This window comes from Listeria grayi (genome assembly GCF_900638015.1).
Classification (GTDB): Bacteria; Bacillota; Bacilli; order Lactobacillales; family Listeriaceae; genus Listeria; species Listeria grayi.
In genome coordinates, this window is sequence record NZ_LR134483.1 from 1,766,995 (window position 1) to 1,792,634 (window position 25,640).

The window sequence follows — 25,640 nt, forward strand, 5'->3', positions numbered from 1 at the left end:
GAAAATAGCAGTTAGAAAAAAGAGAAAACATAATCGAATCATTTCTAGTCAAGCTAAAACCCGAGGAATAATTTCCTCGGGTTTGCTAGGTTATTTTGGATGATGACTATTTTCTTGATGATCGCCCTTCCTCGTAATAAACGGCCACCAGTTTGCTCTGCCGAAAAGTCGAACCATAACAGGTACGAATAGCGGTAGCAAGAGGATCGCGTATAGCACAAGTCCGATCAAGACGACGGTCGCGATTTGCAAGAGGGAAAGTACTCCTGCTGGCATCATTGCTGCGAAAGTACCACCTAAGATAATGACCGCGGAGAAGATGACGCCGCCCATATTTTTCATGGATAATAGCATCCGTTCTTTGATCGGCATGCCGTTGTATTCATTGAAGCGCATCATTAGGAAGATCGAGTAATCGATTCCTAGCGCGACTAGTACAACAAATCCGAAGAATGGCGTTGCCCAAGTCAGTCCGCTGTAATGAAGCAGACGAACAAAGATGATCTCGGTAAAGCCGATTGCTGCGAAGTAAGTTAATACCAAGGATGCGATCAAGTAGATCGGCATTACGAGTGAGCGGAGTACAATGACAAGGACAACAAATACCGCTGCAAGAACGATCAACAGAACTAGATTATAGTCATGTGTCGACATTGTTTTCGTATCATGATTGTTACTTGCCATACCGCCGATGCCAATGTGAGCATTTTCTAGTTTCGTTCCTTGCAGACTCGCATCTAGGCGATCTTTGATGGTACTGGTCATTTCCATTGCTCCATTGGAATATGGATTTTTCGTCAGCACGACATTGATTGTTGCCAATTTGCCATCTTTCGAGATGTATTGATCAAGTGCCTGATTAAAATCATGATTGTCGAAAATCTCGTTTGGAACGTAGATTCCGGAATTCGCGTATGGTTCTTTCGACCAGTCATCGATCAAGCCATTTGCGGAATCGAGCCCGTTTTGGATTTTACCGAGACCGTTAGCTCCAGATTTCAATCCTCCAGATAATTGGCCGATCTGATCATTCATATTGCCAAAGCCCGTTTTCAAGTCTCCTTGTCCGGATGCAATTTGATCTAGTGCCTGTTGGATCTGCGGAATCTTGCTGATAACTTGGTCTTGACCGTTGCCGGCTTTATCAAGTCCAGATTCTAGCTGATCCAAGCCGTTTGAAACTTGATCAAGTCCGCTGCCGAATTGTCCGAGTCCGGCATTTACTTTTGCAGATTGCGCATTTAGTTCTTTCATCGCCCCTGACAAAGATTTCAAACCGCTATTCAACTGTTTCATTTGCCCTTGGATCTGCGCCATTTGTTTCCCGATCGCTGTTTTCAATTGTGTTTGGAAAGCTTGACCGGCTCCGTTTAGACCTTGTACATCTTTTGATAATTGAACAAAATTAGGGTCGTTTGCGAGTTCTGGATGAGCAGCAGCTACTTTTTGCAGGGAAGCCCCGATCTTCTTAAATTGATTTTCGAGCGCTGAGGTATCAATCTGCATATCTCCGCTTGGATTAGCAGATTGATCTAGCTGTTTGTTGATATTATCCAAATTCTTTGCGACTTCTTGATAGCCAGCAAGGATTTTTTGATTGCCGCTTTGCAGTTTGCCAAGTTCAGCCTTTGCCGTTTGGATACCGCTTTTTAGCTGACCGGCTCCGTCACTGCCGCCTTTGATCCCTGTCGAGATTTGTTTCAGGGCATCCTGCAACTTACCGAGGCCGTCTTTGGTGGACAGCGTACCGTCTTGCAGTTTATCGATACCGGATACTGCTTGATCCATTTGCGGACCGGATTTTTCTAATTTTGAACCGGCTTCTTTCAAACCGTCTTTGACGTCGCCGATACCGTCATTTGCTTTTTTCACACCACTGTTTACTTTATCAGCTTGTTGATTGACATAGATATCTTTTAGACGTGTTCCGGCAGGACGGCTGGCACTCATGACCATATCCACGCCTTTTATACTTGCAAGGTCATCGGATATTTTTTCGATTTGAGCGATGTATTCAGGTGTTTTTAAGTTGTCATCATTTTCGATCAAGACTTGCGTTGGCGATACTTGTCCTGCACCAAAGCTGTCGGAAACGACTTCAAATCCTTTTTTAGCTGGAGAGCTGTCACTTAATTCATCGAGTGAATTGAATGATTCTGCTCCTTTATGCAAGAAGATCGGTGGCAATGTAATGACTGCTACGATCAATAGTGCGATAAATGGTCTTGCCAGTGCAAATGCTCCTGCTGCGCCCCATGCCTTGCTTTCTTTATGCTGAATATTTTTGTTTAGTGGCCAGAATAATGCCCGACCGATCGTCCGCATGAAGAATGGCACGATCGTATAAAGTGCGAGTAAGAGCACCACGATCCCTACACCAACAGCAACTGCTGAACGGTAAAGATCGAATTTCACGAACCATAGCGACATGAAAGCCACAAGTACAGCGATCCCGCTGTATAAAACGGTTTTTCCGGCTGTGCGATACGTTTCAGTTACAGCATCTTCTACACTTTGCCCGCTACTGATACTTTCTTTAAACCTGCTCATCAGCAAGATACAGTAGTCTGTCCCAATACCGAAGAGGATGCAGACCATAAATATCTGGGTAAATGTCGAGATCGGGAAATCCAGATACTTTACTAAGAAAGAAACGACGCTTTGGGAAACGACAAATGTAAGCCCAACTGTAAGTAATGGAATAAATGGAGCAATGACAGAACGGAAAACAAGGAAAAGAACTACTAAAATAAAGATGACTGTGATTCCTTCTGTTTTATGCAGACCGTTTTCTGAGTTTTGGACTACATCTTCTTGGATCAGCGCATTCCCAGTCAGATAGGTTTTTAACCCTTTGACAGAAACTGCATCCTCTAATTTATCTCTGATCTCTTTGACAGGTGTATTCCCAGCATCCACTGTCAGCGTTGCCAATAATGTTTTCTTGTCATCCGACAAAAATTCATCTTTTAATTCTGGGTGTTTGAAGCTATTTACAACCGACTCGACATGATAGTCTGCTTTATTGTCTTCGATTTTCGATTGTGTCGCTTCGATTTTGTCTTTATCTGCTTTTGTTAATGCTTTATCGGCATGATAAACGACAATATAATCCTCCCCTTTAGAATCGGGGTTGTGTTTTTTCTGCAAATCACTTGCAAGGGTGGAAGAATAACCATCTGGAAGTTTGACTTCCCCTTTGTCTCTTACTAAATCAGCCATGTTTGGAGCTGTGAACATCAATATGACAGCACCAGCGATCCAGAGTGCCAAGATGACCCACCGGAATTTCATAATCCACTTCATTTATCTTCCTCCTTGAATCTACTTCCTTGATCAACCTGAATGATACTTTCTTTCAGTTTTTTATATAAAGCAATAAATGCTTCACTATCTTCTTCGCCCAGAGCTTCTACCCACTTAGAAACAAATTCTTCCATCCGTTGCTCGTATTCGATGTAAATTTCGTGGCCTGAATCTGTGATCTTTAAAAGGATCTCACGCTTGTCTTCCGGATTTTTCTGTCTTTGTATGTAGTTTTTTTCTTCTAAGCGTTTGATCTTTGTTGCGATCGCACTTTTTGTTACCGCAAACTTTTTGGCGATGTCGCCTGCATTGATCGTATCGTTAGAAGCGATCTCCCGCAATGTGAAAAACTGTTCGAGTGACAGATCGGAACCTCCCATGGAAGTATCTGCAATCAGTTGATGAATACTATTTAAAGCAAAAATATAAGTATCCATGTAACTCTCGATCAGTCGACTGATTTTTTCCTTTTCCAAAAAGGACACCCCCTTAACTATTTTATAGTTTAACGGTATCCTTCTGAAAAAGCAACCCTGGAAGCTTAGGTTTTCAAAAAAAAGAATCCTTTCTACGATAGAAAGGATTCTTTCAAATTCATTAACGGATCGTTGCCTGCAATTCTTCTTGCAAGGCATTCGTAACTTTTTCCACAGCTTTGGTTACTTCTTCTTCTACCAAAGTACGTTCTTTATCACTGAAGGTCAGCGAGTAAGCCATTGATTTTTTGCCTGCCCCTACGCTTTCGCCTGCGAAGATATCGAAAATTTCCACGTTAGCAAGTTGTTTGCCACCATATTCATAAATCAGGGTTTCGATTTGCTGATTGGTCACTTCTTCCTCTACAAGAATCGCAATATCACGACTCATTTCTGGATAGCGGGAAATCGTTTGGTAAACAACTGCGTTTTTCGGAGCTGCCAGCAAGTCGGCAAGTCGAATCTCAAAAACATACGTATCTTTTAAGTCATAGGTGCTGCTAGTATGTGGATGTACTTGGCCGATAAAGCCAATCTCCTTATCACCTAATAAGATCCGAGCTGTTCTTCCCGGATGCATTTCAGCTTTTTGGATCGATTCGAATTGGATCGTTTCTTTAACATTTAGTTTTGCCAGTAAGCCCTCCACGATTCCTTTCAGTACAAAGAAATCAACAGATTTTACTTGTTTTTGCCAATCATTTACCTGCCATTCTCCTGTTATCAATCCTGCTACGTGTTCGATTTCGTCCGGGAGATTGTCACCCTCGTTTTTGTAGAAAACAGCTCCTGTTTCGTACAAAGCAACGTTTTTATTTTTGCGGGCTACATTATAGCTAGCAGCTTGCAGTAAGCCAGGGACGATACTAGTACGAAGCTCGCTGTGTTCTTCGCTCATCGGCATGGCGATTTTGACTGCGGCCGCTTCTTTCAATGCGAAGCGGTTCACGTCTTTCTCGCTGATAAGTGAATAGGTAAGGGCTTGGTTCAGTCCGGCACTTTCTAAATAGCGTCGAACTAAACGGCGATTCTGTTGTTCGATGCTTAGTGATCCTGCTGTGGCCGTGCTTGGTAGCGTAGTAGGGATATTATCATAGCCATAAATGCGAGCTACTTCTTCTAAAATATCTGCTTCTAGTTCAATGTCCCATCTTCTTGACGGCACGTATACGGCTACTTCTTCTTCGCCTATACTTGCTTCAAATTGCAGACGCTCGAAAATCGTCGTCAATTCTGTTTTGGAAATTTGGATACCTAGTAGCGCATTGATCCGCGAGATCGATGTGGTAACGATATTTTCGTATGCCTTGCGATTGTCTACTTCCGCATAGCCACTGATCATTTCCCCATCGCCAAGTTCAGCGATCAATGAAGCGCCATGTGCTAATGCTTCTTCCACTTTCCAAGCATCGGATCCTTTATCAAAACGGATACTTGCTTCCGTGCGCAAGCCAAGTTCCCGAGAAGCTTTTCCAATGAAACTGCTGGCAAAGATCGCGCCTTCTAATGCGATCGTAGTGGTGCCATCAGTAACTTCGGAGGAAGCGCCGCCCATGATTCCGGCGATCGCAAGTGCTTCGGAACCGTTTGTTATCACTGTATGTGATTCTGCAAGGTTCCGTTCTTCGCCATCTAACGTTTGGATTTTTTCTCCTTTTGTAGCCAAGCGGACTACGATCTCTTTGCTGCCTAGACGGTCGTAGTCGAAAGCATGCAATGGCTGTCCATATAATAGATTGATGTAATTGGTAACATCTACTACATTATTAAGTGGTCTGATGCCTGCTTTCATCAATTTAGTTTGGAGCCACATTGGTGATTCTTTGATTTGGATATTCCGAACGATTTTCATTCCATAATAATCTGTTGTCTCGCGATCTTGAATCGAAACGGAAATATAATCTGCCACATCGCCTGTTTCTCTGATATCGGGTTGCTCTGCCAGTTGTGGTTTTTCGTTTACGATCGCAGCTACCTCGTTCGCAACGCCGTTCATGCTGAGCGCATCGGCGCGGTTGGGCGTGATCGCCATGTCTAGGATCGCATCATCCAGTCCCAATAATAGCACTGCGTTTTCTCCAACTGTTGCCATTTCTGGAAGCACGAAGATACCATCGGCATAGGCTTTCGGCACAACTTTGCTTTCAAAACCAAGTTCTGTCAGCGAGCAGATCATTCCTTCCGAAACTTCACCGCGCAATTTTGCCCGTTTGATCTTAACACCGCCCGGAAGACGTGCACCGACTCTGGCAACAACTACTTTTTGTCCAGCAGCTACATTTGGAGCACCGCAAATAATTTGGACTGTTTCTTCGCCAACATCGACTTGGCATTTATTCAATTTTTCCGCATCAGGGTGTTTCTCACAGCTGATAACTTCACCGACCACGATATTTTTGATCGCACTACCAAGTTCTTCCACGCCTTCGATCTCGATTCCCGTGCGTGTGATCGCTTCACCGAGTTCAGCGGCTGAAAGTTCTAAGTTTGGGAAATATTCTTTTACCCAGTTATAAGATACTAACATGTTGATTCCCCCGTTTCTTTCACTGCAAATTGTTTGATAAAACGAAGATCATTCGTATAAAGATGACGAATATCATCGACTGCATATTTCAGCATTGCTACACGTTCTGGTCCAAGTCCGAATGCGAAGCCGCTGTATTTGTTCGAGTCGATACCGGACATTTCCAGCACGCGAGGATGCACCATTCCAGCACCTAAGATCTCGATCCAGCCAGTGCCCTTACAAACACGACAGCCCGCGCCGCCGCATTTGAAACAAGAAATATCCATTTCCACGGATGGTTCTGTGAATGGGAAGAAAGATGGGCGTAAACGGATCTCGCGTTCAGAGCCAAACATTCGTTTTGCAAGTACCGTAAGCGTTCCTTTCAAATCTGCGAAGGTAATGTTCTCGCCTACTACCAATCCTTCGATTTGCGTGAATTGATGGGAATGGGTCGCGTCGTCATTGTCGCGGCGGTAAACTTTTCCCGGACAAATGATCTTGATCGGGCCATTGGCGAAGTCATGTTTTTCCATTGTTCTAGCTTGAACTGGCGATGTTTGAGTACGCAATAATGTATTTTCTGTAATGTAGAAACTATCTTGCATATCGCGTGCGGGATGTTCTTTCGGGAGGTTCAGCGCTTCAAAATTATAATAATCAAGTTCCACTTCTGGACCTTCTTCGATCGAATATCCCATCCCAATAAACATATCTTCCATTTCTTCGATTACTTGTGTCAGCAAATGCGGTGTGCCTTCTGCCACTTGTGTGCCTGGAAGGGTCACATCGATTGTTTCATTCGCTAGCTGGGCATTTAACTTTGCCTCTTCCAATTCTTTTTGTTTTACTTCTATTGCTTCTGTGATTTTATTGCGGACGATATTGGCCGCTGCCCCGATTTTCGGACGTTCTTCTGCGGAAAGTTTCCCCATTTGTTTCATGATGTCTGTGATGGGGCCTTTTTTACCCAAATACTCGACCCGAACTTCATTCAAACGTTTCAAGTCAGCAGCATGTTCGATCGCTTGGATCGCTTCTGTTTGAATCGCTTCTAATTGTTCTAGCATTCTCAACAACTCCTTTTTTCAAAATAAAAAAACCTCGTCCACAAAGGGACGAGGTTTAGCTCGCGGTACCACCCAATTAAAGGCAAAAAAATCGCCTTCTCTCATCGTTCATAACGGCATTGTATCAATACCGGCCTGCTTTTCATGCAGAATCGCATTCCCCAGCGGGCAACTCCGGAGTTGAAATTTTCTCATGCGCGGATAACCTTAGAAGCTTCCAGTCTATGGCTTCTATTCCCTCTTTGGTCCCTGGCGCAGATACTTGTCTCCATCTACGTTTTTATTCGTATTCAAGTTTGATTATAGTATATTTCCCCTAAACTTTCAAGCGCTTCTCATCTCTAATTATGCTGTAACTTGATTTGGGTCGATCCATTTATCCGCCCAGCATTGTACTTCTTGCATTACTTTTTGCAAGTCTTTGCCTTTTGCTGTCAGTTCATATTCGATCCGCACAGGCGTCTCCGGATATACTTGGCGTGTTACAAGTCCAAGTTCTTCTAGTTCTTTCAAACGTTCTGCTAAAACGCGATCACTCATTGGTTCGATCTCGGAAGCTACTTGCTTGAACCGCATCGGTCCAGACATCAATACGCTGATAATCAAACCAGTCCATCTTTTGCCTAAGATCTGAAAGGCAGATTCAAACTTTGGACATAATTTATGTGCTTCAGCCATTTTTATCACCTCACTAATAGTATACCACAAAACCATAAAAAAGTAACTTAGTTATTTTTTGTAAGTGAAAACAAAGGCTTGAATTATCCTTTTCTCCGTCATAAAATAAAAGCAAGGAGGTTGAGGAAAATGCCCACAAGAAGATATGTCGTCAAGAGTTCTGTTGAAGAAACCTACCAAATGATCCGTCTCTCTCAAAGTATGGATTCCGTTGTCTTTAAGGAGTTACGCGACTTTGGAGATGACAAAAAAATGGCCACGATCGCCTGCGAACAATATTACATTCGAACGAGTAACCGGATCGCCTTATTCATCACGATCCACAATTTCAGCGGGGTAACGGAGGTTACTGCCATTTCGACAGGCAGTTCCCAAAGTATGATCTTCAAGTTCGATTGGGGCGCGGCTCAAAATTATCTAAAAACGATTACAGATGCACTGAAGCCTGTACTGATCAGTAATAAGGAAAAGTCACCTGATTAATAGAAAAAACGAGCTCGCCTAGTCAATAAGCGAGCTCGTTTTTTATTTACGGATACCGTACATCAATATTCCAGCTGCAACAGCTACATTCAGTGATTCACTTTTCCCATAAATCGGAATGTAGACACGCTCGGATAGCCGTTCCACGATCGGAGCTGATATTCCAGCCCCTTCATTGCCGACTACCAGTGCCAGTGTCTCTTTTGGACCGATATCTTCTAATTTCGTTGCATGCTCATCCAGCAAGGCACCGATCACAGGGACACCCTCTTCTTCCAGACCACCGATCCATTCTAACAGATTCGCTTGGATAACAGGAATATGAAAGTGGCTACCTTGCGCACTTCTAATAACTTTCGGATTATAAAGATCTGCCGAACCGCGGCCTAGGACAACGGCGTCATACCCAGCTGCATCAGCAGTACGGATCAACGTTCCGACATTGCCCGGATCTTGAACCGCATCTACCAACAAAAAGCGTTTGCCGAATAACATCAGGATCGATGGTTCCAGCATTTCCACTACAGCGAAAACGCCTTGGTCGGTTTTAGTATCGCTGATCGCATGACTGACTTCACGCGTTACTTCATATACATCAAAAGCTGTTTCTGTCAGCGAAAATGGTAATATCGTGTCTTTGGTATAAATGACTTCTTTTACCAGCCCATCTTGCGCTAATGCTTCTTCCACCAGATGAAAGCCTTCGACCAGATATTGCCCCGATTTTTGCCGACCTTTTCGAGTTTGTAGCTTTTTCCATGTCTTCACGTGCACGTTTTGTAATGAAGTAATTACTTCCATTTTTTGTGTTCTCCTTTATTTACCGAAGCGAATGGCACTCACTGTTTCTTTATCTAAGCGTTTCACTACTTCCGTAATCAGTTTTACTGCATTTTCAAAATCATCGCGGTGAAGCATCGAGCTGTGCGAATGGATATAACGAGTTGCAATCGTGATCGATAATGATGGCACACCATCACCAGTCAAATGGATCGGGCCTGAATCTGTTCCGCCCATTGGGATCGCTTCAAATTGATAGGGGATCCCCAGTTCATCTGCAACATCGGTAACAAAATTTCTAAGTCCAGCATGCGCTACCATAGTGGCATCATATAAAATGATCTGCGGGCCTTTCCCCATTTTGCTTGTAGCTTCTGTTGGGGTAACGCCTGGAGTATCACCAGCGATCCCAACGTCTACACCAAAACCGATGTCTGGCTGGATGAAATGAGCCGATGTTCGCGCCCCGCGTGTCCCGACTTCTTCTTGCACAGTTCCCACTCCGTAGACTGTGTTAGGATGTTTTTCTTTTTGCAGGTTTTTCAACACTTCGATCGCGATCGCTAGACCAATACGGTTGTCCCATGCTTTCGCCAACAAGAATTTTTCATTTTTCATAACGGTGAAATCAAAGCTAGGCACGATCATGTCGCCCGGTCTGATCCCGAAACCTTCTACTTCTTCTTTATCCACGGCGCCGACATCAATAAACATGTCTTTGATCGGGAATGCCTTTTGCCGTTCTGCGGCAGAAATAACGTGTGGTGGCTTCGAACCGATCACCCCAACGATTTCTTCACCGGAACGGGTAACGATCGTTACTTTTTGAGCCAGCATCACTTGTGACACCCAGCCGCCTACTGTTTGAAAACGAATAAAGCCTTTATCATCGATTCGTGTGACCATAAAACCGACTTCATCCAAATGACCCGCGATCATGACTTTCGGCCCTTCTGCATCGCCGACTTTTGCAGCGATCGCACTGCCTAGTCCATCTAGTTTAAATGTATCGCTTACTGGTTCTATGTAGCTGCGAAAAACTTCTCGAACTTCGCGCTCGTTGCCCGGGATACCTTTCGCATCTGTCAATGCTTTCAACATTTTTAATTGTTCATCCATTTACTTATTCCTCCCTAAAAACCTATTGTTTCGTTTATTATACCAGTTTTTAGAGCGAAGACGAACTTTCATGCTTTTATCAGCGTAAAATCATCCCATTTGTAATGGAAGCCTCGACTAATAAATTCGCGCTCGATTGGAATGGATGCGTGACTTTGTATGTCACTTGCGTGCGTCCGACAGAGTTCCGTTCAAAACGTAGTGGACTGCTGATCGTCAATCCTAATTTTGCAGCTTGTGCAAATTGAGTATCTGACTGCACCGTGGTCAACATAGATTTTCTCGGAAAGATCCCAGCAAAGTCGACAAGATTTTTGCGGCTTTGTTTTTCTGCGACAAGATCATTATCGTATTGTTGCAACTTAAATTTCTCAATTAGCGAAATTAATTTTTCTGTGTAATCCGGATCAGAAGAATAACCGGATTTGCCGATGATAGCTGCGGCTTTTTTGTAATTTGTTTCGTTTACCAAGCCTTTATAGAGATTGCGGTTCCAGCTTGGACCTTTTCCAAGAAGTTCGCCATGACTGCTTAGTGATTCATACCAGCTCGGATAAACACAAAAAGAAGCATTAGTCGCGATCCAATTCCCTTTTCGAAATTCTTTGGTAGGTAGATAAATGGCATTCCCTTTGAAAGCACCTTTGATTCCAAAGAGATTTTTTCCTTGTTTTGCAAGTTTGCTTGTGCCCCAGTTAGATTCTAAGATTGCTTGTGAGATGATGATGCTTGATAAAATATGATGTTCATGCTGAACTTTTTTGGCGTAAGGCGCAATCTCATTTATGAAACTTTCCTGCTTATTGTTTTCTGCAGTTGTTCGTGCCTCTGAAACAACTGGACAGGCTACCATCGTAATGGATAAGCTGATCCCTAGAATAACAATATGCTTTTTTACAAGTTTTAGCATAATGATTGTTTGCACATTCCTTTCATGATTTGAAATAATTACTACTCTCGTTTGACAACCACTTCATTCTATCAAAATATTTCTGTCATATACTTTTCTTTATTGTTACAAATATTACAAAGAAGAACGAATCTTTCTGCTTAAACCCTTTGCTAACGGTTTCTTTTTGAAAATAAAAAAAGCAAAAAGCCCATATTAGGACTTTTTGCTCATGAATAAGTCAGTGTATTTTATTTCTTTTCTAGGTATTTGGATTGAATCCAGCCGATATTTTTGTCTTTTTGATGTAATTGTACCCAGACGCCGCTATCGGTTTTCACTTCACGTGTGATCTGTAATTTGTCACGCTGGTAGTATTTGGTGGATTCTAACGGCTGGGCTCCTTTCAATCCATATGGCCTTGACCAGATCGTCTCATCAACTCCAGCTTTCACTTTCGCTTGCCGGTCCGCTTTTGCGTTATAGTAGATTTTATCCGAGATCCGGTCATACTTTTCAAGATGATACTTTTCCACTAACTCGATCAATTTCTCCGTATAGCCTGGATCAGTGGCATAGCCAGCTTCCCGCAACGCGTGTGCGGCTTGTTTATAATTTTTCGCAGTAATGACAGAACGATATTTATCGCGGTGCCAGGAAGTCCCATTTAGGAACAATGCGGCATGATCATCCAGCGACTCTTCCCAATCCCGATATTTTCGGAAATTGGCGGTGATCTCTTTCCACTTTCCTTTCTCAAACTCCTTGGTCTTCATGCTGACATGCGGTTTGCTAGTCGTGCTCTTCACACCGAACAAATTGTTGGCGCTACTTGCTAGCTCACTCTCGCCCCAGTTAGATTCCAAGATGGCCTGCGCAAGCGTCACACTTGTTAAAATATTATGCTTAGCTTGGATCTCCTGCGCATGAACGGATAATTCGTTGATAAAATTTTGTTCTTTCGTATGATAGGCAGGATCAGGTTTTGGCGCTGTGATAATGAGATATTGCTGCCTAACAAAGGAAGCAATAACGCCAACCAATATCAAAAACAAGAGAATTCCAATTGTCATCCAGTTGCGCTTCTGTCTTTGCTTTTTAGAAATTCTTTTCCGTACCAGTTTGATTCACTTCCTTTGTTAATACTGCTTAACGCTGTTTAGCGCGGGTATAAAAAATTGCATTTGCTGTTTCAAAATAGGGTCTGATCAAAATTCCGGTCGCTACTGCAACAATGGTTGCGAGGATAGGTAACACAGTTGGTGCGATAGCTAACCCAAAAAACGAAAGTATGATAGCGGGGATATACCATAACAGAAAACTGATATACATGACAAATAATTTCCATTTATAGCCGTCCATCATTTCACGACTTTGGGTAATAGCTTGATTCGCAGTCAGTTCCGGATTGTCACGGGCAATACGATTTGCTTGGCTGTAACTAAATCCTTTGATGATTCCTGGAATAACAAAAAGCAATGACCATAGCAACGTATAAAGTATTGTTAGTAAGACAAGCCCTAACGAGCGAAAATATGTTTGGCGTGTGAAATTTTGAAACAATCGCGAAATTTTCGGCTTGTCCCCTTCTATTACTTCTAAAAAATACCCATCTTTTCCATAATTTAATGGTGCCGATATAAAGATCCAGAATAAGAATAGCAGACTACCCAATATCTGATTACTTACGAATAAATCTGTGATTTTATCACTTATAAGACCGGAAAGAGAAATATCGTTGAACTCAATATAGATCTGATCTCCTGACAAAATAATATAGACAATCATCGTGACGAGCAATGTGAGATAATTTCCCTTTAAAAATGGTCTTGCATCCCTTTTTACTTGATTAATCTTCATCTCCAAACTCCTTTTTATCATTTTCCTTCTATTATACAAGAATCTTTTCTAAAAATCTTAAAAATACTTTAAAGAAATGATTAATGTGGGAACGGACATTTTAATTCGTTTTTTCCGTTTTTCCGATAAAAGAAGCTTGGCTTTTTGATCGTATTATCAAAACGACGGTGGAAGATCGCTGTCGTTGCTGGCGATACGGGCGGGATCAGCCAGGCCCAATTGCCCGTCAGTTCCCTTCCGGCAGCTAATTCTTTCTCTTCAAAAGTACCAAATTGTTTAGCGGCGGTATGATGATCAACGATTTGTACTTTTGCTTGGTGAAAGGAATGCAGCACGGCAACATTCAGTTCCACTAAGGCACGATCCTTCCATAATGTATCGGTTCTTTTTCTATCCAATGCCATAATATCTGCCATCTGAGGTAATAGATTATAGCGATCTTCATCAGCAAAATTACGCGCGCCGATCTCCGTTTCCATATACCAGCCGTTAAAGGGCGCTGCTTGATAAATGATCCCACCGATCTCCAAGACCATATCCGATATGATCGGTACTGCATACCATTTTAATCCCAGCGCATCAAATGCCGGATAATCCGGATGCGTCATCGGCACTTCTTTTACAAGTTTTTGCGGGATATCGATCAGCTTAGGCGGTGTCTTGCTGTCGACTTGTACAAGTAGTGGCAAGATATCAAAATCTGTTTTCGGAGCTTGCCAGCCTAATTTCAGGCATAATTCGGTGAACGAATTGGAATGCGGATCACCGATTTGCTCTTCTCCAGCACGATAACCAGCATAGCGGATCAATTGGTGATTCCAGATTTTGACTGTATCTGGTTTGAATATTGTAATATATGGTTTGATTCTTCCATTATTAGTCGCTTTTTCCAAATGAGAAAACAAATACGCTTTCACTTTGTCTAGCGTATCTGCTTCGCGCGCATCCACTACTTGGAGGGTATTCCAAAACAACCGACCAATGCAGTGATTATTATTGCGCCACGCCATTTTCGCACCGCTTTCCAACTCTTCAGTGGTATGTGTGTATGTTCCTGTTGCTTCTATTTCTTGCATGACAGTCTGTAGCCTGTTTTTCAATGCTTCAGCTGAATATTGTTTTTCTTGATACATCCTGGTTAAAAATGTTTGGGCTTCTTGATATATAGTCATTGCCTATCCTCCTATTATTCCTTTAGTATACTATGAATATAGTGGATTCTACACTAGATTGTTTGGGCTGTTAAAATGTTTTACTTGCATTTTGAAAAAATTTATGTAAAATAGGTATTAGTTGCACGAGGGAAACTTTTTTAGTTCCCTGAAAAAGGAGTTTTGACCATGAAAGAAAATCGCTTATTTACTAAAACAGAAAATGGGCTTAGCTTAGCTGAAATCAATAATACTGTATCCATCCCGCATAATGCCGGCTTTTGGAAAAAATTATTTGCCTACTCTGGACCTGGAGCCTTGATAGCAGTCGGCTATATGGATCCCGGAAACTGGGTGACATCGATTGCTGGTGGCGCACAGTTTGGTTACTTGCTTTTAACAGTAATTTTAGTTTCCAGTCTGATCGCGATGTTGCTTCAAGCGATGTCCGCAAAACTAGGTATTGTAACGGGGATGGATCTTGCTCAAGTCACACGGATCAGAGCAGGGAAAAAATGGGGGATCGCCCTCTGGCTGATTACCGAACTTGCTATTATGGCCACTGATATCGCCGAAGTAATTGGTAGTGCTGTAGCATTGAACTTACTCTTTAATCTGCCGCTTTTGTTAGGTGTATTTATTACTGTTTTAGACGTATTCTTGCTCTTATTATTAACCAAATTCGGTTTCCGGAAAATCGAAGCGATCGTTGCGACGCTGATCGCCACTATTTTAGTTATCTTTTTATATGAAGTGATTATTTCCAGTCCGGCAGTATCAGAAATCTTCGGTGGCTTTATTCCAAAGCCTGAGATCGTCACGAATAAAGGAGCGCTCTTGATCGCTCTTGGTATCGTTGGTGCCACGATCATGCCGCATAACCTTTATCTGCATTCTTCGATTGTCCAAGCAAGAAAATATGATCGGACGGATCGAAAATCGTTAAAAGAAGCAATCAAATTTGCCACGATCGATTCCAACATTCAATTGACGATCGCTTTTATCATCAACTGTCTACTATTGATCCTCGGTGCTTCCTTATTCTTCGGTTATGACGGACCGCTTGATACACTCGGTCAGCTATATCGGGCTTTGAACGATAATTCGATTGTCGGCGCGATTGCGAGTCCTGCGTTAAGTGTTCTATTCGCCGTCGCCTTGCTTGCTTCCGGGCAAAACTCAACGATCACCGGGACATTGACTGGACAAATCATTATGGAAGGCTATATCCATATGCGGATGCCAATGTGGGCACGTCGAATGATCACACGTGTCGTTGCGATCATCCCCGTCATCATCTGTATCATCATCTTTGGAGATACAGAAGCAGTCGTCGAAAAACTATTGATTTATACACAAGTTTTCCTAAGTATCGCTCTACCGTTCTCGATCATTCCACTCACCATGTTTACTAGCGATAAGAAATTAATGGGGGAATTTAGCAACAGCAAAGTGACAAACTGGATTGCTTGGGGTATCTCGGTTATTTTGACACTACTTAATATTTGGCTGATTTTCACAACATTTTCATAACAAAAAAGCGTGATTTGTTTATCGCAAATCACGCTTTTTTTATACTTCAATACTATTACTTTGCTGATAATTTTGATACAGTTCATAGTAATATCCTCGTTTTTCCATCAGTACCTCGTGGTTGCCGTGCTCTTTGATCGAACCGTTTTCCAAGACATAGATCTGATCTGCTTGACGCACTGTGTTCAAACGGTGAGCAACGAGAAACGTAGTTCGCTCGGAAGCTAAGCGCTGCATAGCTTCTTGGATTTTCATCTCCGTCACCGTATCGATATTGCTAGTCGCTTCATCCATGATCAAAATCCGCGGATTAGCCAAAAATGCCCGGGCGATCGAAAGAAGCTGTCGTTGACCTTGACTGATCCCCGCCCCATCCTGTTCTAGATAGGTTTCATAGCTATCCGGCAGTTCCTCGATAAAGCTATCTGCATTCGCCATTTCTGCAGCCGCTTCTAGCTCTTCTTGCGTCGCATCAGGCTTGCCGAGACGAATATTTTCTGCAATTGTACCGCGGATCAGGAATGTTTCTTGAAAAACAAATGCCAACTGCCGGCGATAACTTTCTTTCGTTATTTTCTGTAAGTCGATGCCATCGATCTTAACAATCCCATGATCTGGTTTGTAAAAATGCGAAAGCAAACTGATGATCGTTGTTTTCCCTGAGCCGGTTGGGCCGACTAAAGCGAGCGTATCCCCGCTATTAGCATGCAAAGAAACCTCATGCAGAATCTCATTATCATCATATCCAAATGAAACAGCTTCAAAATCGACCTGTCCTTCGATTGATGTTACCTGGATCGCATCAGCAGCATCTTTTTCCGGTTCTTCATCTAAAATCTCAAAGACCCGTTCTGCTCCAGCCACTGCCGACAATAACGCATTGAATTGATTAGCCAGATCATTTAACGGTCGGATAAACTGACGCACATACTCAAGGAATACCACGATCATTCCGATTGTTACTCCCGTGTGCGGTTGAAGCGCTAGCGCACCACCAGCAAAGGCAACGATCGCATAACCAAATGCTGTCAGAGCATTCATCAATTTTGGAATAATCCCGGAAAAGATTTGCGACCAAAAGCCGGCATTTCGGTAGAGCATGCTTTGTTCGTCAAATTCCTTCAACGTCTGTTCCTCGCGGTGAAATGTTTTGACCGTCAATTGGCCGGAAACTGTTTCTTCCATAAAGCCATTCAATTTCCCTAATTCCCGCTGTTGCTCTTTGAAATAAACACTTGTACGCTTCGTGATCCAGCGCATCCCAAAGTACATGATCGGGATAACGACTAAACTGATCAACGTTAGGATCGGACTCAAATACAGCATAAAACATAAGATACCGACAAATGTGAGCAAACTGGATAAGATCTCAATAATCGAATCATTGAGTGAACGGCCGACATTATCGATGTCATTGGTCATCCGACTCATTAGATCACCATTTTGCCGTTTTTCAAAGAATGCCATTGGCAGATTTTGAAATTTAACAAATAATTCTTCCCGTAGGTTAAAAACAGTCTGCTGACCGACATCGATCATAAAATAGTTTTCAAACCAAGTACTGGCTGATAGCAGAAAGTAAACGGATAGTGTGATAAACAGCATCATCAGCAATTGTTCAGCGTGGAACGGAACAAGATAATGGTCAATGATCTCCCCGATTAGGAATGGTCCTAAGATCGTAGCAGCTACATTGATGATGACCATGAAGATCACCAGCAGCAACTTCAATCGAAAACTTGTCAAATAATGCCATACTCTGAAAACCGTACTGCTGAAACCAGCCTTTAAATTATCTGTTTTCAAGCGCTTGCCGCTCTTCGCTAAGGGGACATTTAGTTTTTCATATTGAAAAGGTGTTTTTAGTGTTTCTTTCATGCGTTCTCAGCCCCCTTCTGCGCTTCCGACTGGATCAAATCGCGATACATCGGCACGGCTGCCATCAATTCTTCATGCGTTCCAAATCCCAGAACTGCGCCTTTATCTAAAAAGAGGATTTTATCGGCCGCGCGCGCCGAACCGATTTTTTGTGTGATCAAAATCGTGGTCTGCGGATAAGTTCGGAGTACTCGAAGTAATTTTGCTTCTGTCGTGGCATCGAGTGCACTAGTCGCATCATCGAGCAATAGCAGATCCGGCTTTGTCAGCAGTGCCCGTGCAATCGCGATCCGCTGTCTTTGGCCACCAGACAAATTGGTACCGCGCTGTCCCACTCGCGTTTCATATTCATCAGGAAGCTGGACGATCCGATCATGAATCTGGGCATCTTTCGCCACCTGTTCGATTTCTGTAAATGGCGCCCCTGTGCTTCCCCAAGAAATATTATCAGCGATCGTCCCACTGAATAACAGCGTTTCCTGTGCCACATAAGCAATATGCTGCCGGTAACTTTGCAGTGATAAATCTTGGATCGGCTGTCCGCCAAGTTTGATCATCCCTTTACTCGGTTCATAGAGCCTTGGGATCAAGTTGAACAAACTTGTCTTCCCGGAACCAGTCGCTCCAAAAACAGCAACAGTAGCGCCTTCTTCTACTTTAAATGAAATATTTTTAAGTGCCAGTCGATTCATTTCCGGATAATGGAACGAAACGTTGTCAAATGCCAAATCTCCTTTAAAAGCAGACAGTTCCGCACCGCTATCGGTTTCCTCTTCTTCGATATGATCTAACATATCCCAGATCCGTTTCGCCGAAGCCTGTCCGCGCGAATAAGCCATCACCATAAAGGACATCATGGAGAGCGAACTGCTGATCCGCATCGCATAGTTAATGATCGCAACTGTATTACCAAGCTCCATATTACCGAGGTCGATCTGCTTGCTTCCGATCCAGACCACAATAATAACAGCGATATTCATCAAAAATAAGGTTACTGGTTGAATGACCTGCATCAAACGCATCGCATAGACCGTTACGTTCGTCAATCTACCCGTTTCTTCCACAAAGCGGCCCGTTTCTTGTTTTTTACGTACAAAAGCTTTCATAAATCTTACACCAATCAAATTTTCACGCATGATATGGTTTACTTCGTCTTGATGTGCCTGCGCCGATTCAAATGTGACGATCCCGCGCTTCACTAAAAACAGCAACAGAATAATTGCTAGTGGGATCGCACATAAAAGCACCAGTGCTAATCGAAAGTTTACCACAAGCGAAACAATCACACTGCCGATAACCAACAAAGGCGAGCGTAGTAAAAAACGCATCCCCATAAAGAAGAATTGTTGGATTTGTGTGACGTCATCTGTTAATCTTATTAACAACGACGGCGATGAAAAGTGTTGTAAACTCGCATAATCCGCATACTGGATCTTTTTGTACATCGCTCTCCGCAAATCAAGTCCGAAATTTTGCCCGGCGTGTGCAGAGTAAAAGGAATTGATCACTCCTGCTGCCAATGACAGCACAGCCATTCCAACTAAAATACCGCCCCAAACATAGATCGTGCGCATATCCTTGCCGATAATGCCGTGGTCAATGATCCTGGATAAAATAAGCGGTTGTGTTAATTCTACGGATAGTTCTAATAAACTCATCAAGACAGCCATGATGACTGCTATCTTATATGGTTTGATAAATTGAAACATTCTGCCCATGACTTTGCCTCTTTCTATGTATTTAATTACATATATGTATAGTACTAATTTTAACACCAAAATAAAAGCAAATCGCTTGTGAAATCTAATAGAAAGCTGTGATAATGATGTCCAATGACTACAGTAAATTTACAAACAAAGCGCATAATTATGCGTTATACCGTCCTTCTTATGCGAAATCCTATCTTGATTTCCTTCAAAAAGAATATGCTCCCACGGCACAAATTGCTGACATCGGTGCTGGAACTGGCATTTTGACAGCCCAACTGCTGAATAATGATTTTCAAGTTACCGCCGTAGAACCAAATGAAGAAATGGCCGGCGTTCTCCAAACAGATCTGCGACGTTTCGCAAACTTTACATTCCAAAGCGGCACGGCAGAAAATACTCATATCCCAGCTGCTACGATCGACTTGATCACGACCGCCCAAGCCTTTCACTGGTTCGACGCACTTGCTTTTCAAGCAGAGTGCCGCCGTATTTTGAAACCCGCTGGTACCGTTCATTTGATTTGGAATAGGCGTGATCTGAAAGACCCGATCATTCAGGAATTGGAGCAACTCAATAAAGCGCATTGCCCTGGGTATCAAGGTTTAAGTAATGGAATTGGTGATGATAGTGCGAAGATTCATACTTTCTTCGGTCACGAAAATTATAAAGTCCTACAGTTTGATAATCCCCTCTTTTATTCATTGGAAACCTTTATCGGACGTAATCTCTCCGCTTCTTATGCCCCAACAGAAAATGATTCCAGTTACCCCGCGTTTGTAGATGCCTTGATCAAGCTCTTTCGGCGCCACGAAACAGGCGGGAAATTACGCTTAGCAAATCAAACCGTTGTTTATCTGGGGACACTGGATAAATAAAAAAAGCTTTCTCAGCGTGAGAAAGCTTTTTTTACTCCCGATCCTCTTCAAAAATTTCCGTAAAAGCATACGACCCGCCTCGAATCATCTCCAAATAACTACCAAAATCAGGCGCGATCACTTTAAAACTGTCTGGATCATGTAGATAGCGAATTACTTGCCCTTGTTTTCCTGCTTCGGTCGGTGAAAAATCCAGATATAAACTTGAAGTCCCGCCGTTATTGATACAGTCGGAAAAACATAGCCATTCGCCCATTGGGACATCCAAGTGGATCTTCTCGTCTACTTGAATGATCTCATCATCCCCGATCCATTCCGCATAGCGCTGAGCAATCGTTTCTTGATGATAAGATAGGCTTTTATCTGCGACGATCTGTTCGGCTGATTTTAAATAGTAAGGATAGGCGTCTAGATCCGACCCTAAAATTGGGATCGCGATCGTTTCTGTTCCGTATTTTTGATGATAGGTACCGTTTATTTCGCTTAGCATTCGCACTAATGGTTCTGGAACAGCAGGATACGCCTCGCGAAGCCATGCTAACTCTTCAGGTGGTGCGCCGTTTGCTACCTGTAATTCAGTCCATACTGCGCTTGGCAAAAATTTTTTTAATCCCTGTAAATAAACTTGTGCCTCGTTCATACTGATTTCCTCCTCTAGCTTTTGCATTTCGTGCATAATAGACCAGTGAGATACTCAAAATAATCAATAACGACCAACTGGAGATCTTGCCTAAATGAACGAGATGCCAGCCTGCTTCTTGGTTCGGATAGATCCAAGCACCAAAAAAACTGGCAATATTTTCCGCGATCCACATGCATATCCCGATCAAGAGAAATGCTACACTTGCATTCATATAAAACCGCTTTTCAAGTAATCCAAAATGGACATTCGTTCTCCGAAATAAAAATATGATCCAAAAAATCAGTAAATAGCGAATATCCCACATGTAGTGATGCGTAAAAAAGTTCCCATAAATCGCTAGACAAAGTAATCCTGTTACCCATTTATTCGGCCAATTCTCAAATTCCAGCTGAAGTACCTTCCATGCCCGATAAATATAACTCCCGACACTCGAATACATAAAACCGCTATATAACGGCACATCCCAAGCCTTCCAAATCCCCGCTTCCGGATAGCTCCAAGCACCGATATGGATCTTGAATATCTCAAGCCCAAGCCCGACAATGTGAAATAAGAAAATAATCCGTACCTCTTCCCAAGATTCATACCCCGTCTTGATCAAAATAATTTGGATCAAGATCGCGATATAAAGCAGGAGATCATACCGATAGACGCCCGGCACATGAACAACTTTCGTCACCGCCAAAGAAGCAAACAGCAGTACAGGGAACAAGCAACAGCTGATTTGTTTATAGGTAAAAGCTACCAAATATTTCATGTTGTATCCACCTCGCATATCACCAAATATAGCACAAATAACACGAATTGCTGCCAAAATTAAACTTCTTGGAAAAATCTTAATGCTTTATTTGGTATAGGTTCGAATGACGGGCGGGAGATAATTCCGTTTGAATGCTTCAATTTCTTCGGTAGAATTTGTAAATAATATTTTCTCGAAATCTACTTGTGTTAAAAATCCTTCTGTGACCATTTGCTGATAGAAATGCTTGACGCCATCATAGTATCCTTTTTCATTAAAGAAAACACAGGGATTCTGATGTTGTCCTACCCGGCCCCAAGAGATTACTTCCGTTATTTCTTCAAGCGTGCCGGGGCCACCTGGTAAAGCAACATAACACGCAGCCATATCCATCATCATTTTTTTACGTTCATCCATGGTATCCACGATATGAAGCTCTGTCAGCCCATCATATGCTAATTCACGTTCTTTCAAGAAGGCAGGCATGACGCCGATCGCCTTCCCACCGCTTTCCAAAGTTGCTTGAGCCACCTCGCCCATCAGTCCTGTACGGCCACCACCATAAACAAGTGTATGTCCTTTTTCGCCTAACCACTTCCCGATCTTGACCGCGCATTCTTTATACACCGGATCATTTCCGGCACTTGCCCCGCAATAAATAGCAACGTGCATGGTGTTTTACCTTCTTTCTTCTATACTTTCTGCTTTCTTTCGTAAAATCTGTTTGACCGCTTCCTTTGGTACATGTTGATCAAATCGAATTTGCAGCGTTCCTTTTCCTAGCTTATAGCCTGCTTCTTCCAGCTTCATTCGTGCTTCCTCGGAAAGTACATCCGCACCAAAACCAAAGCTGACATGCTTTTTATGGACGGAAAAACCAACGAATTCCCCATGATAATTGTAAAAGGGGACATTATATTTGATCTGTTCTTCGCAGTTTGGGATAGTCGTTTGGATAGTATCGCGCAGTTCCTGCATAATCAATCGGGCTGGTTCAGTAGCCGCGTCAAGATAAGCATCTACACTTTTTGCTTTTTCCAACTTTCATCGCTCCAATCCTTTTGCTATGTGTTGATTGAATTATACTTGAATTTTTCAAACGGGAGAAGTAATATCTATTTGATTTCGGCTAAAATAGATCGCCTTATTTGACTGACGTCGATTCAAGTTGGTAGCATTCACCTCCAAATAATAACCGGATTTTTAGAGATCGTAATCCTTTTTTCTTCTGACAAAATAAAATCGACCACGTCTTTTCCTATTTCTGCCGGTAAAAAATCAATTGTCGAGAAAGCCAGCAACTCACTATAAGCCGCATTTCCTTCTCCAATGATCTGATAATCTGTTTTATGGACAAATCCAAGTTTATTCAAGCCTGAAATAATTCCCGCAGCAGTATCGTCTCCATTAGCATAGATCACTTCAGGGACCGTCTTATTTTCAAAGGTCGCAGTCGCCCACTTAGCGCCATCCTTATAGCCTTCGATCTCCGTATAATAATCGCGTCCTAAAACTGCAGCACCATAATATTTTTCAAAGCTATCGATTTTATCTTTTGCGCTAGTACTGAGCCGTGGGCCACGCTTCACTGTGAAAACCACGTTCGTATTGCCCGCTTGCCTAAGTCTTGAAAATAAATCTTCATAGGCCCTTTTCCTATCTGGATAAATCATTGAGAGGCCACCGGCTGCTATTTTTTCGGCGGATACGATCCGGCCCTTCTTCTTCAAATCTTCCCAATCCAAATTATTGCTGGAACGCGAAGTCAAAATCAACCCATCGATCATTTTTTGTTCCAGTAATACATAATACGCTTGTTCTGTATCTTCCTCGTAATAAGTCGGGAGCAGCAGTACCTGATAGCCCCGCTCCTTTGTATGATAAAGAATACTGTTGATCAGATTATCATAACATGCATTATTGTAAGGCAATGTCACCCCTAAGGTGAAATTTTTCCCACTGCTCAGCTTGACCGCATTTCCATTCGCATGATACCCCGTCTGCTCAATAGCAGCCTGCACCTTGGCACGGATCTCAGCGGAAACATGCTTTTTATTATTGATCACCCTTGAAACAGTTGATTTCGACACACCACTCATCGCCGCAATATCGCGAATATTAACCAAATTACACCATCTCCAAACTATTTTATTGACATGAAACGCGTTCCAGACGTTACAATCGATTGGAAAGGTGGTCAAACCCATGAAAATCAAAATGATAGCAGTCGATATGGACGGAACGTTTTTAAATGACCAAAAAACGTATAATGTCAAAAGATTTTACAACTTATTTTCTAAGCTTCAAGAAAAAGAGATTCGTTTCGTAGTAGCGAGCGGGAACCAATATTTCCAACTTCGCTCGTTCTTTCCTGATATTTATCAATATATCACATTTGTCTCCGAAAATGGTGCAAATATCGTGATGGGAGACGAATCCTTTTATCATGCCAAAATAGAATCAGAAACGATTCTCGCAACATTGATCCTGTTAGAATCGCTAAATCCAGTCAATTTAGTTCTATGTGGTCAAAACAGTGCTTACGTTTCCAAAAATATGCCAGCAGAAAATTTCAAGAAAGTATCCTTTTATTATCCCCAAATCAAAAAAATCGACAATTTATTCGAGATCCAACAAGAAAACGATGATATTTTCAAATTTGCGTTGACCTTTGAAGCACATGAAGCAAAGCAGCATTTAGAAACGCTTAAACATGCATTAGGAAACACGCTGGTCCCTGTTTCCAGTGGACATGGCGATATCGATTTGATTATCCCAGGCGTGCATAAGCACCGCGGCTTGACGCTGGTTGGGAAAGAATGGGGCATTCAGGATTCGGAGATAGCAACATTTGGAGACAGCGGAAATGATTTGGAGATGATCCAAAATACGGCGTATAGTTTTGCCATGGAGAATGCACAAGAGCAAGTGAAACAAGCTGCTAAAATGGTAATCGGTTCGAATAATACTGAGGCGATTTTGGATGAGATCGAACGGATCTTAAAGGAAGCATAACTAGTATATAAAAAAACAAAAGTCCTCTTACCCTGGACTTTTGTTTTTTGTGAGATCGCACTTACTGCGTCTTTCCTCTCCACTTGCGCACCCTGCCCTGCAACCGCTGAAAAGCTAAAAACTGCTGCCGAGCACGTTTGATTTTCTTATACCTTTTCGGATTTTTCTTATAAAATTCCTGATGAAAATTTTCGGCTGGCCAAAAGGTAGAAGCTGGTTCGATAGCTGTTACGATCGGACGCTTATACTTGCCAGACGCTGCCAAGGCTTGCTTGGAGTCCTCTGCGATTTGTCGCTGCACTTCGTTTTCCACAAAAATGACAGGCCGATAATTACTCCCGCGGTCAGCCATCTGCCCCATGGAATCCGTCGGGTCTGTCAGCAGCCAATAAAGCTCGACAAGTTCTTGATAAGACAGGACTCGCGTGTCAAAAATCACTTCCACAGCTTCCACATGCCCCGTATAACCACCACTTACCTGTTCATACGTCGGGTTCTCCACATGTCCACCTGTATAGCCCGATAACACAGAAAGAATACCTTCTTTTGTTTCAAACGGTTCGACCATACACCAGAAACAGCCACCCGCAAAAATCGCACGTTCTTGATAAGGAAGCGCCCCCTGATTATGTTTGGCTACATCAAACGATTCACTCGCAGCCGAATCATCCGTCATTTTTAAGTAAAAATCCGTCACATCAGGAGTGAGATTATTTCTGAGCGCCAGTGGCCGCAAATCAGCTTCCAGTTTCGCCAGCTGCGCGTCAAAGCTAGCACCACTTTCGATACCTGATTTGGCTTTCATAAGCAAAGAACGCTCCCAATCACGCGTTCCCGGATTTAGGATAAGATTATAAAGCTGGTTGAGAATTTCAGTTTGGTTCGTTTTCAATTGGATCATCCTTGTGGTTTCAGGCATAATTTCAG

At 42.6% G+C, this 25,640-nt stretch carries 23 protein-coding genes and 1 pseudogene; 4 read left to right on the forward strand and 20 right to left on the reverse strand.

All coding sequences use genetic code 11. From position 1 onward, the window contains the following. Positions 1-90: 90 nt before the first annotated feature. The 5 genes from EL241_RS08570 to EL241_RS08590 form a co-directional block, all read right to left on the reverse strand. Positions 91-3,306: an MMPL family transporter gene (locus EL241_RS08570; protein ID WP_036106399.1), complete on the reverse strand. Its 3,216-nt coding sequence runs from the start codon at positions 3,304-3,306 to the stop codon at positions 91-93. Further along, positions 3,303-3,782: a MarR family winged helix-turn-helix transcriptional regulator gene (locus tag EL241_RS08575; RefSeq protein ID WP_052009194.1), complete on the reverse strand. Its 480-nt coding sequence runs from the start codon at positions 3,780-3,782 to the stop codon at positions 3,303-3,305. The genes EL241_RS08570 and EL241_RS08575 overlap by 4 nt, the downstream gene beginning before the upstream one ends. 121 nt (positions 3,783-3,903) lie before the next feature. Continuing rightward, complete coding sequence (gene pheT, locus EL241_RS08580) at positions 3,904-6,309, reverse strand: phenylalanine--tRNA ligase subunit beta (protein ID WP_036106397.1); 2,406 nt, start codon at positions 6,307-6,309, stop codon at positions 3,904-3,906. Beyond that, the gene (gene pheS, locus EL241_RS08585) at positions 6,303-7,361 is read right to left on the reverse strand and encodes a phenylalanine--tRNA ligase subunit alpha (RefSeq protein ID WP_036106395.1); all 1,059 of its coding nucleotides are present in this window, start codon (positions 7,359-7,361) and stop codon (positions 6,303-6,305) included. The genes pheT and pheS overlap by 7 nt, the downstream gene beginning before the upstream one ends. 345 nt (positions 7,362-7,706) lie before the next feature. Next, positions 7,707-8,039 carry a winged helix-turn-helix transcriptional regulator gene (locus EL241_RS08590; protein WP_036106392.1) on the reverse strand — a complete coding sequence of 111 codons (333 nt, stop codon included), beginning with the start codon at positions 8,037-8,039 and terminating at the stop codon, positions 7,707-7,709. Positions 8,040-8,168: 129 nt separating this feature from the next. Between EL241_RS08590 and EL241_RS08595 the strand changes: the two genes are divergently transcribed. Next, a complete protein-coding gene (locus EL241_RS08595; RefSeq protein WP_036106390.1) occupies positions 8,169-8,522 on the forward strand; it encodes a DUF6054 family protein in 354 nt (117 codons plus the stop codon). A 42-nt stretch (positions 8,523-8,564) separates the two neighbouring features. Here EL241_RS08595 and EL241_RS08600 read toward each other — a convergent pair whose 3' ends face one another. The 6 genes from EL241_RS08600 to EL241_RS08625 form a co-directional block, all read right to left on the reverse strand. After that, positions 8,565-9,323 (reverse strand): TrmH family RNA methyltransferase, encoded by a 759-nt coding sequence (locus tag EL241_RS08600; RefSeq protein WP_003755194.1) that lies wholly within the window; start codon positions 9,321-9,323, stop codon positions 8,565-8,567. A gap of 15 nt (positions 9,324-9,338) precedes the next feature. Beyond that, positions 9,339-10,421, reverse strand: coding sequence for a M42 family metallopeptidase (locus EL241_RS08605; RefSeq protein WP_036106387.1), 1,083 nt, complete (start codon positions 10,419-10,421; stop codon positions 9,339-9,341). Positions 10,422-10,500: 79 nt separating this feature from the next. Next, a complete protein-coding gene (locus EL241_RS08610) occupies positions 10,501-11,331 on the reverse strand; it encodes a glycoside hydrolase family 73 protein (protein ID WP_052009193.1) in 831 nt (276 codons plus the stop codon). Between the two features lie 230 nt (positions 11,332-11,561). Next, positions 11,562-12,383: a glucosaminidase domain-containing protein gene (locus tag EL241_RS08615; protein ID WP_003755187.1), complete on the reverse strand. Its 822-nt coding sequence runs from the start codon at positions 12,381-12,383 to the stop codon at positions 11,562-11,564. 76 nt (positions 12,384-12,459) lie between these two features. Then, positions 12,460-13,170: a DUF975 family protein gene (locus EL241_RS08620; protein WP_052009192.1), complete on the reverse strand. Its 711-nt coding sequence runs from the start codon at positions 13,168-13,170 to the stop codon at positions 12,460-12,462. Positions 13,171-13,250: 80 nt separating this feature from the next. Continuing rightward, positions 13,251-14,342 (reverse strand): nitric oxide synthase oxygenase, encoded by a 1,092-nt coding sequence (locus EL241_RS08625; protein WP_036106385.1) that lies wholly within the window; start codon positions 14,340-14,342, stop codon positions 13,251-13,253. A gap of 168 nt (positions 14,343-14,510) precedes the next feature. Between EL241_RS08625 and EL241_RS08630 the strand changes: the two genes are divergently transcribed. Beyond that, complete coding sequence (locus EL241_RS08630) at positions 14,511-15,854, forward strand: Nramp family divalent metal transporter (RefSeq protein ID WP_003755180.1); 1,344 nt, start codon at positions 14,511-14,513, stop codon at positions 15,852-15,854. A 39-nt stretch (positions 15,855-15,893) separates the two neighbouring features. Here EL241_RS08630 and EL241_RS08635 read toward each other — a convergent pair whose 3' ends face one another. Then, entirely contained in the window at positions 15,894-17,732 is a 1,839-nt protein-coding gene (locus tag EL241_RS08635) for an ABC transporter ATP-binding protein (RefSeq protein WP_036106382.1), read from the reverse strand. Continuing rightward, entirely contained in the window at positions 17,729-19,450 is a 1,722-nt protein-coding gene (locus EL241_RS08640) for an ABC transporter ATP-binding protein (protein ID WP_036106378.1), read from the reverse strand. Before EL241_RS08640 ends, EL241_RS08635 begins: the two co-directional genes overlap by 4 nt. A 104-nt stretch (positions 19,451-19,554) precedes the next feature. Between EL241_RS08640 and EL241_RS08645 the strand changes: the two genes are divergently transcribed. Continuing rightward, on the forward strand, positions 19,555-20,316 hold the full coding sequence (locus tag EL241_RS08645) for a class I SAM-dependent methyltransferase (protein WP_052009191.1): 762 nt from the start codon (positions 19,555-19,557) through the stop codon (positions 20,314-20,316). A gap of 31 nt (positions 20,317-20,347) precedes the next feature. On the opposite strand, the gene EL241_RS08650 is transcribed toward EL241_RS08645, so the two are convergent. From EL241_RS08650 to EL241_RS08670, 5 genes are all read right to left on the reverse strand, one after another. Further along, entirely contained in the window at positions 20,348-20,956 is a 609-nt protein-coding gene (locus EL241_RS08650) for an SMI1/KNR4 family protein (protein WP_036106375.1), read from the reverse strand. Further along, positions 20,892-21,716, reverse strand: coding sequence for a DUF817 domain-containing protein (locus EL241_RS08655; protein WP_052009190.1), 825 nt, complete (start codon positions 21,714-21,716; stop codon positions 20,892-20,894). Before EL241_RS08655 ends, EL241_RS08650 begins: the two co-directional genes overlap by 65 nt. 87 nt (positions 21,717-21,803) lie before the next feature. Continuing rightward, positions 21,804-22,370, reverse strand: coding sequence for an LOG family protein (locus tag EL241_RS08660; RefSeq protein WP_036106372.1), 567 nt, complete (start codon positions 22,368-22,370; stop codon positions 21,804-21,806). A 6-nt stretch (positions 22,371-22,376) separates the two neighbouring features. Continuing rightward, positions 22,377-22,739: an iron chaperone gene (locus EL241_RS08665; RefSeq protein ID WP_036106371.1), complete on the reverse strand. Its 363-nt coding sequence runs from the start codon at positions 22,737-22,739 to the stop codon at positions 22,377-22,379. 137 nt (positions 22,740-22,876) lie between these two features. Continuing rightward, positions 22,877-23,824 carry a LacI family DNA-binding transcriptional regulator gene (locus tag EL241_RS08670; RefSeq protein WP_036106368.1) on the reverse strand — a complete coding sequence of 316 codons (948 nt, stop codon included), beginning with the start codon at positions 23,822-23,824 and terminating at the stop codon, positions 22,877-22,879. Between the two features lie 79 nt (positions 23,825-23,903). Here EL241_RS08670 and EL241_RS08675 point away from each other — a divergent pair, with 79 nt between their 5' ends. Beyond that, positions 23,904-24,713, forward strand: a complete 810-nt coding sequence (locus EL241_RS08675) for a Cof-type HAD-IIB family hydrolase (protein WP_036106365.1) — start codon at positions 23,904-23,906, stop codon at positions 24,711-24,713. Between the two features lie 61 nt (positions 24,714-24,774). Here the strand turns inward: EL241_RS08675 and msrA are convergent, their stop codons facing one another. After that, positions 24,775-25,389, reverse strand: a complete 615-nt coding sequence (msrA, locus tag EL241_RS13830) for a peptide-methionine (S)-S-oxide reductase MsrA (protein ID WP_382310747.1) — start codon at positions 25,387-25,389, stop codon at positions 24,775-24,777. 12 nt (positions 25,390-25,401) lie between these two features. Next, a pseudogene (locus EL241_RS13835) lies at positions 25,402-25,632 on the reverse strand (bacteriocin immunity protein); the annotation flags it as partial. Positions 25,633-25,640 lie beyond the last annotated feature (8 nt).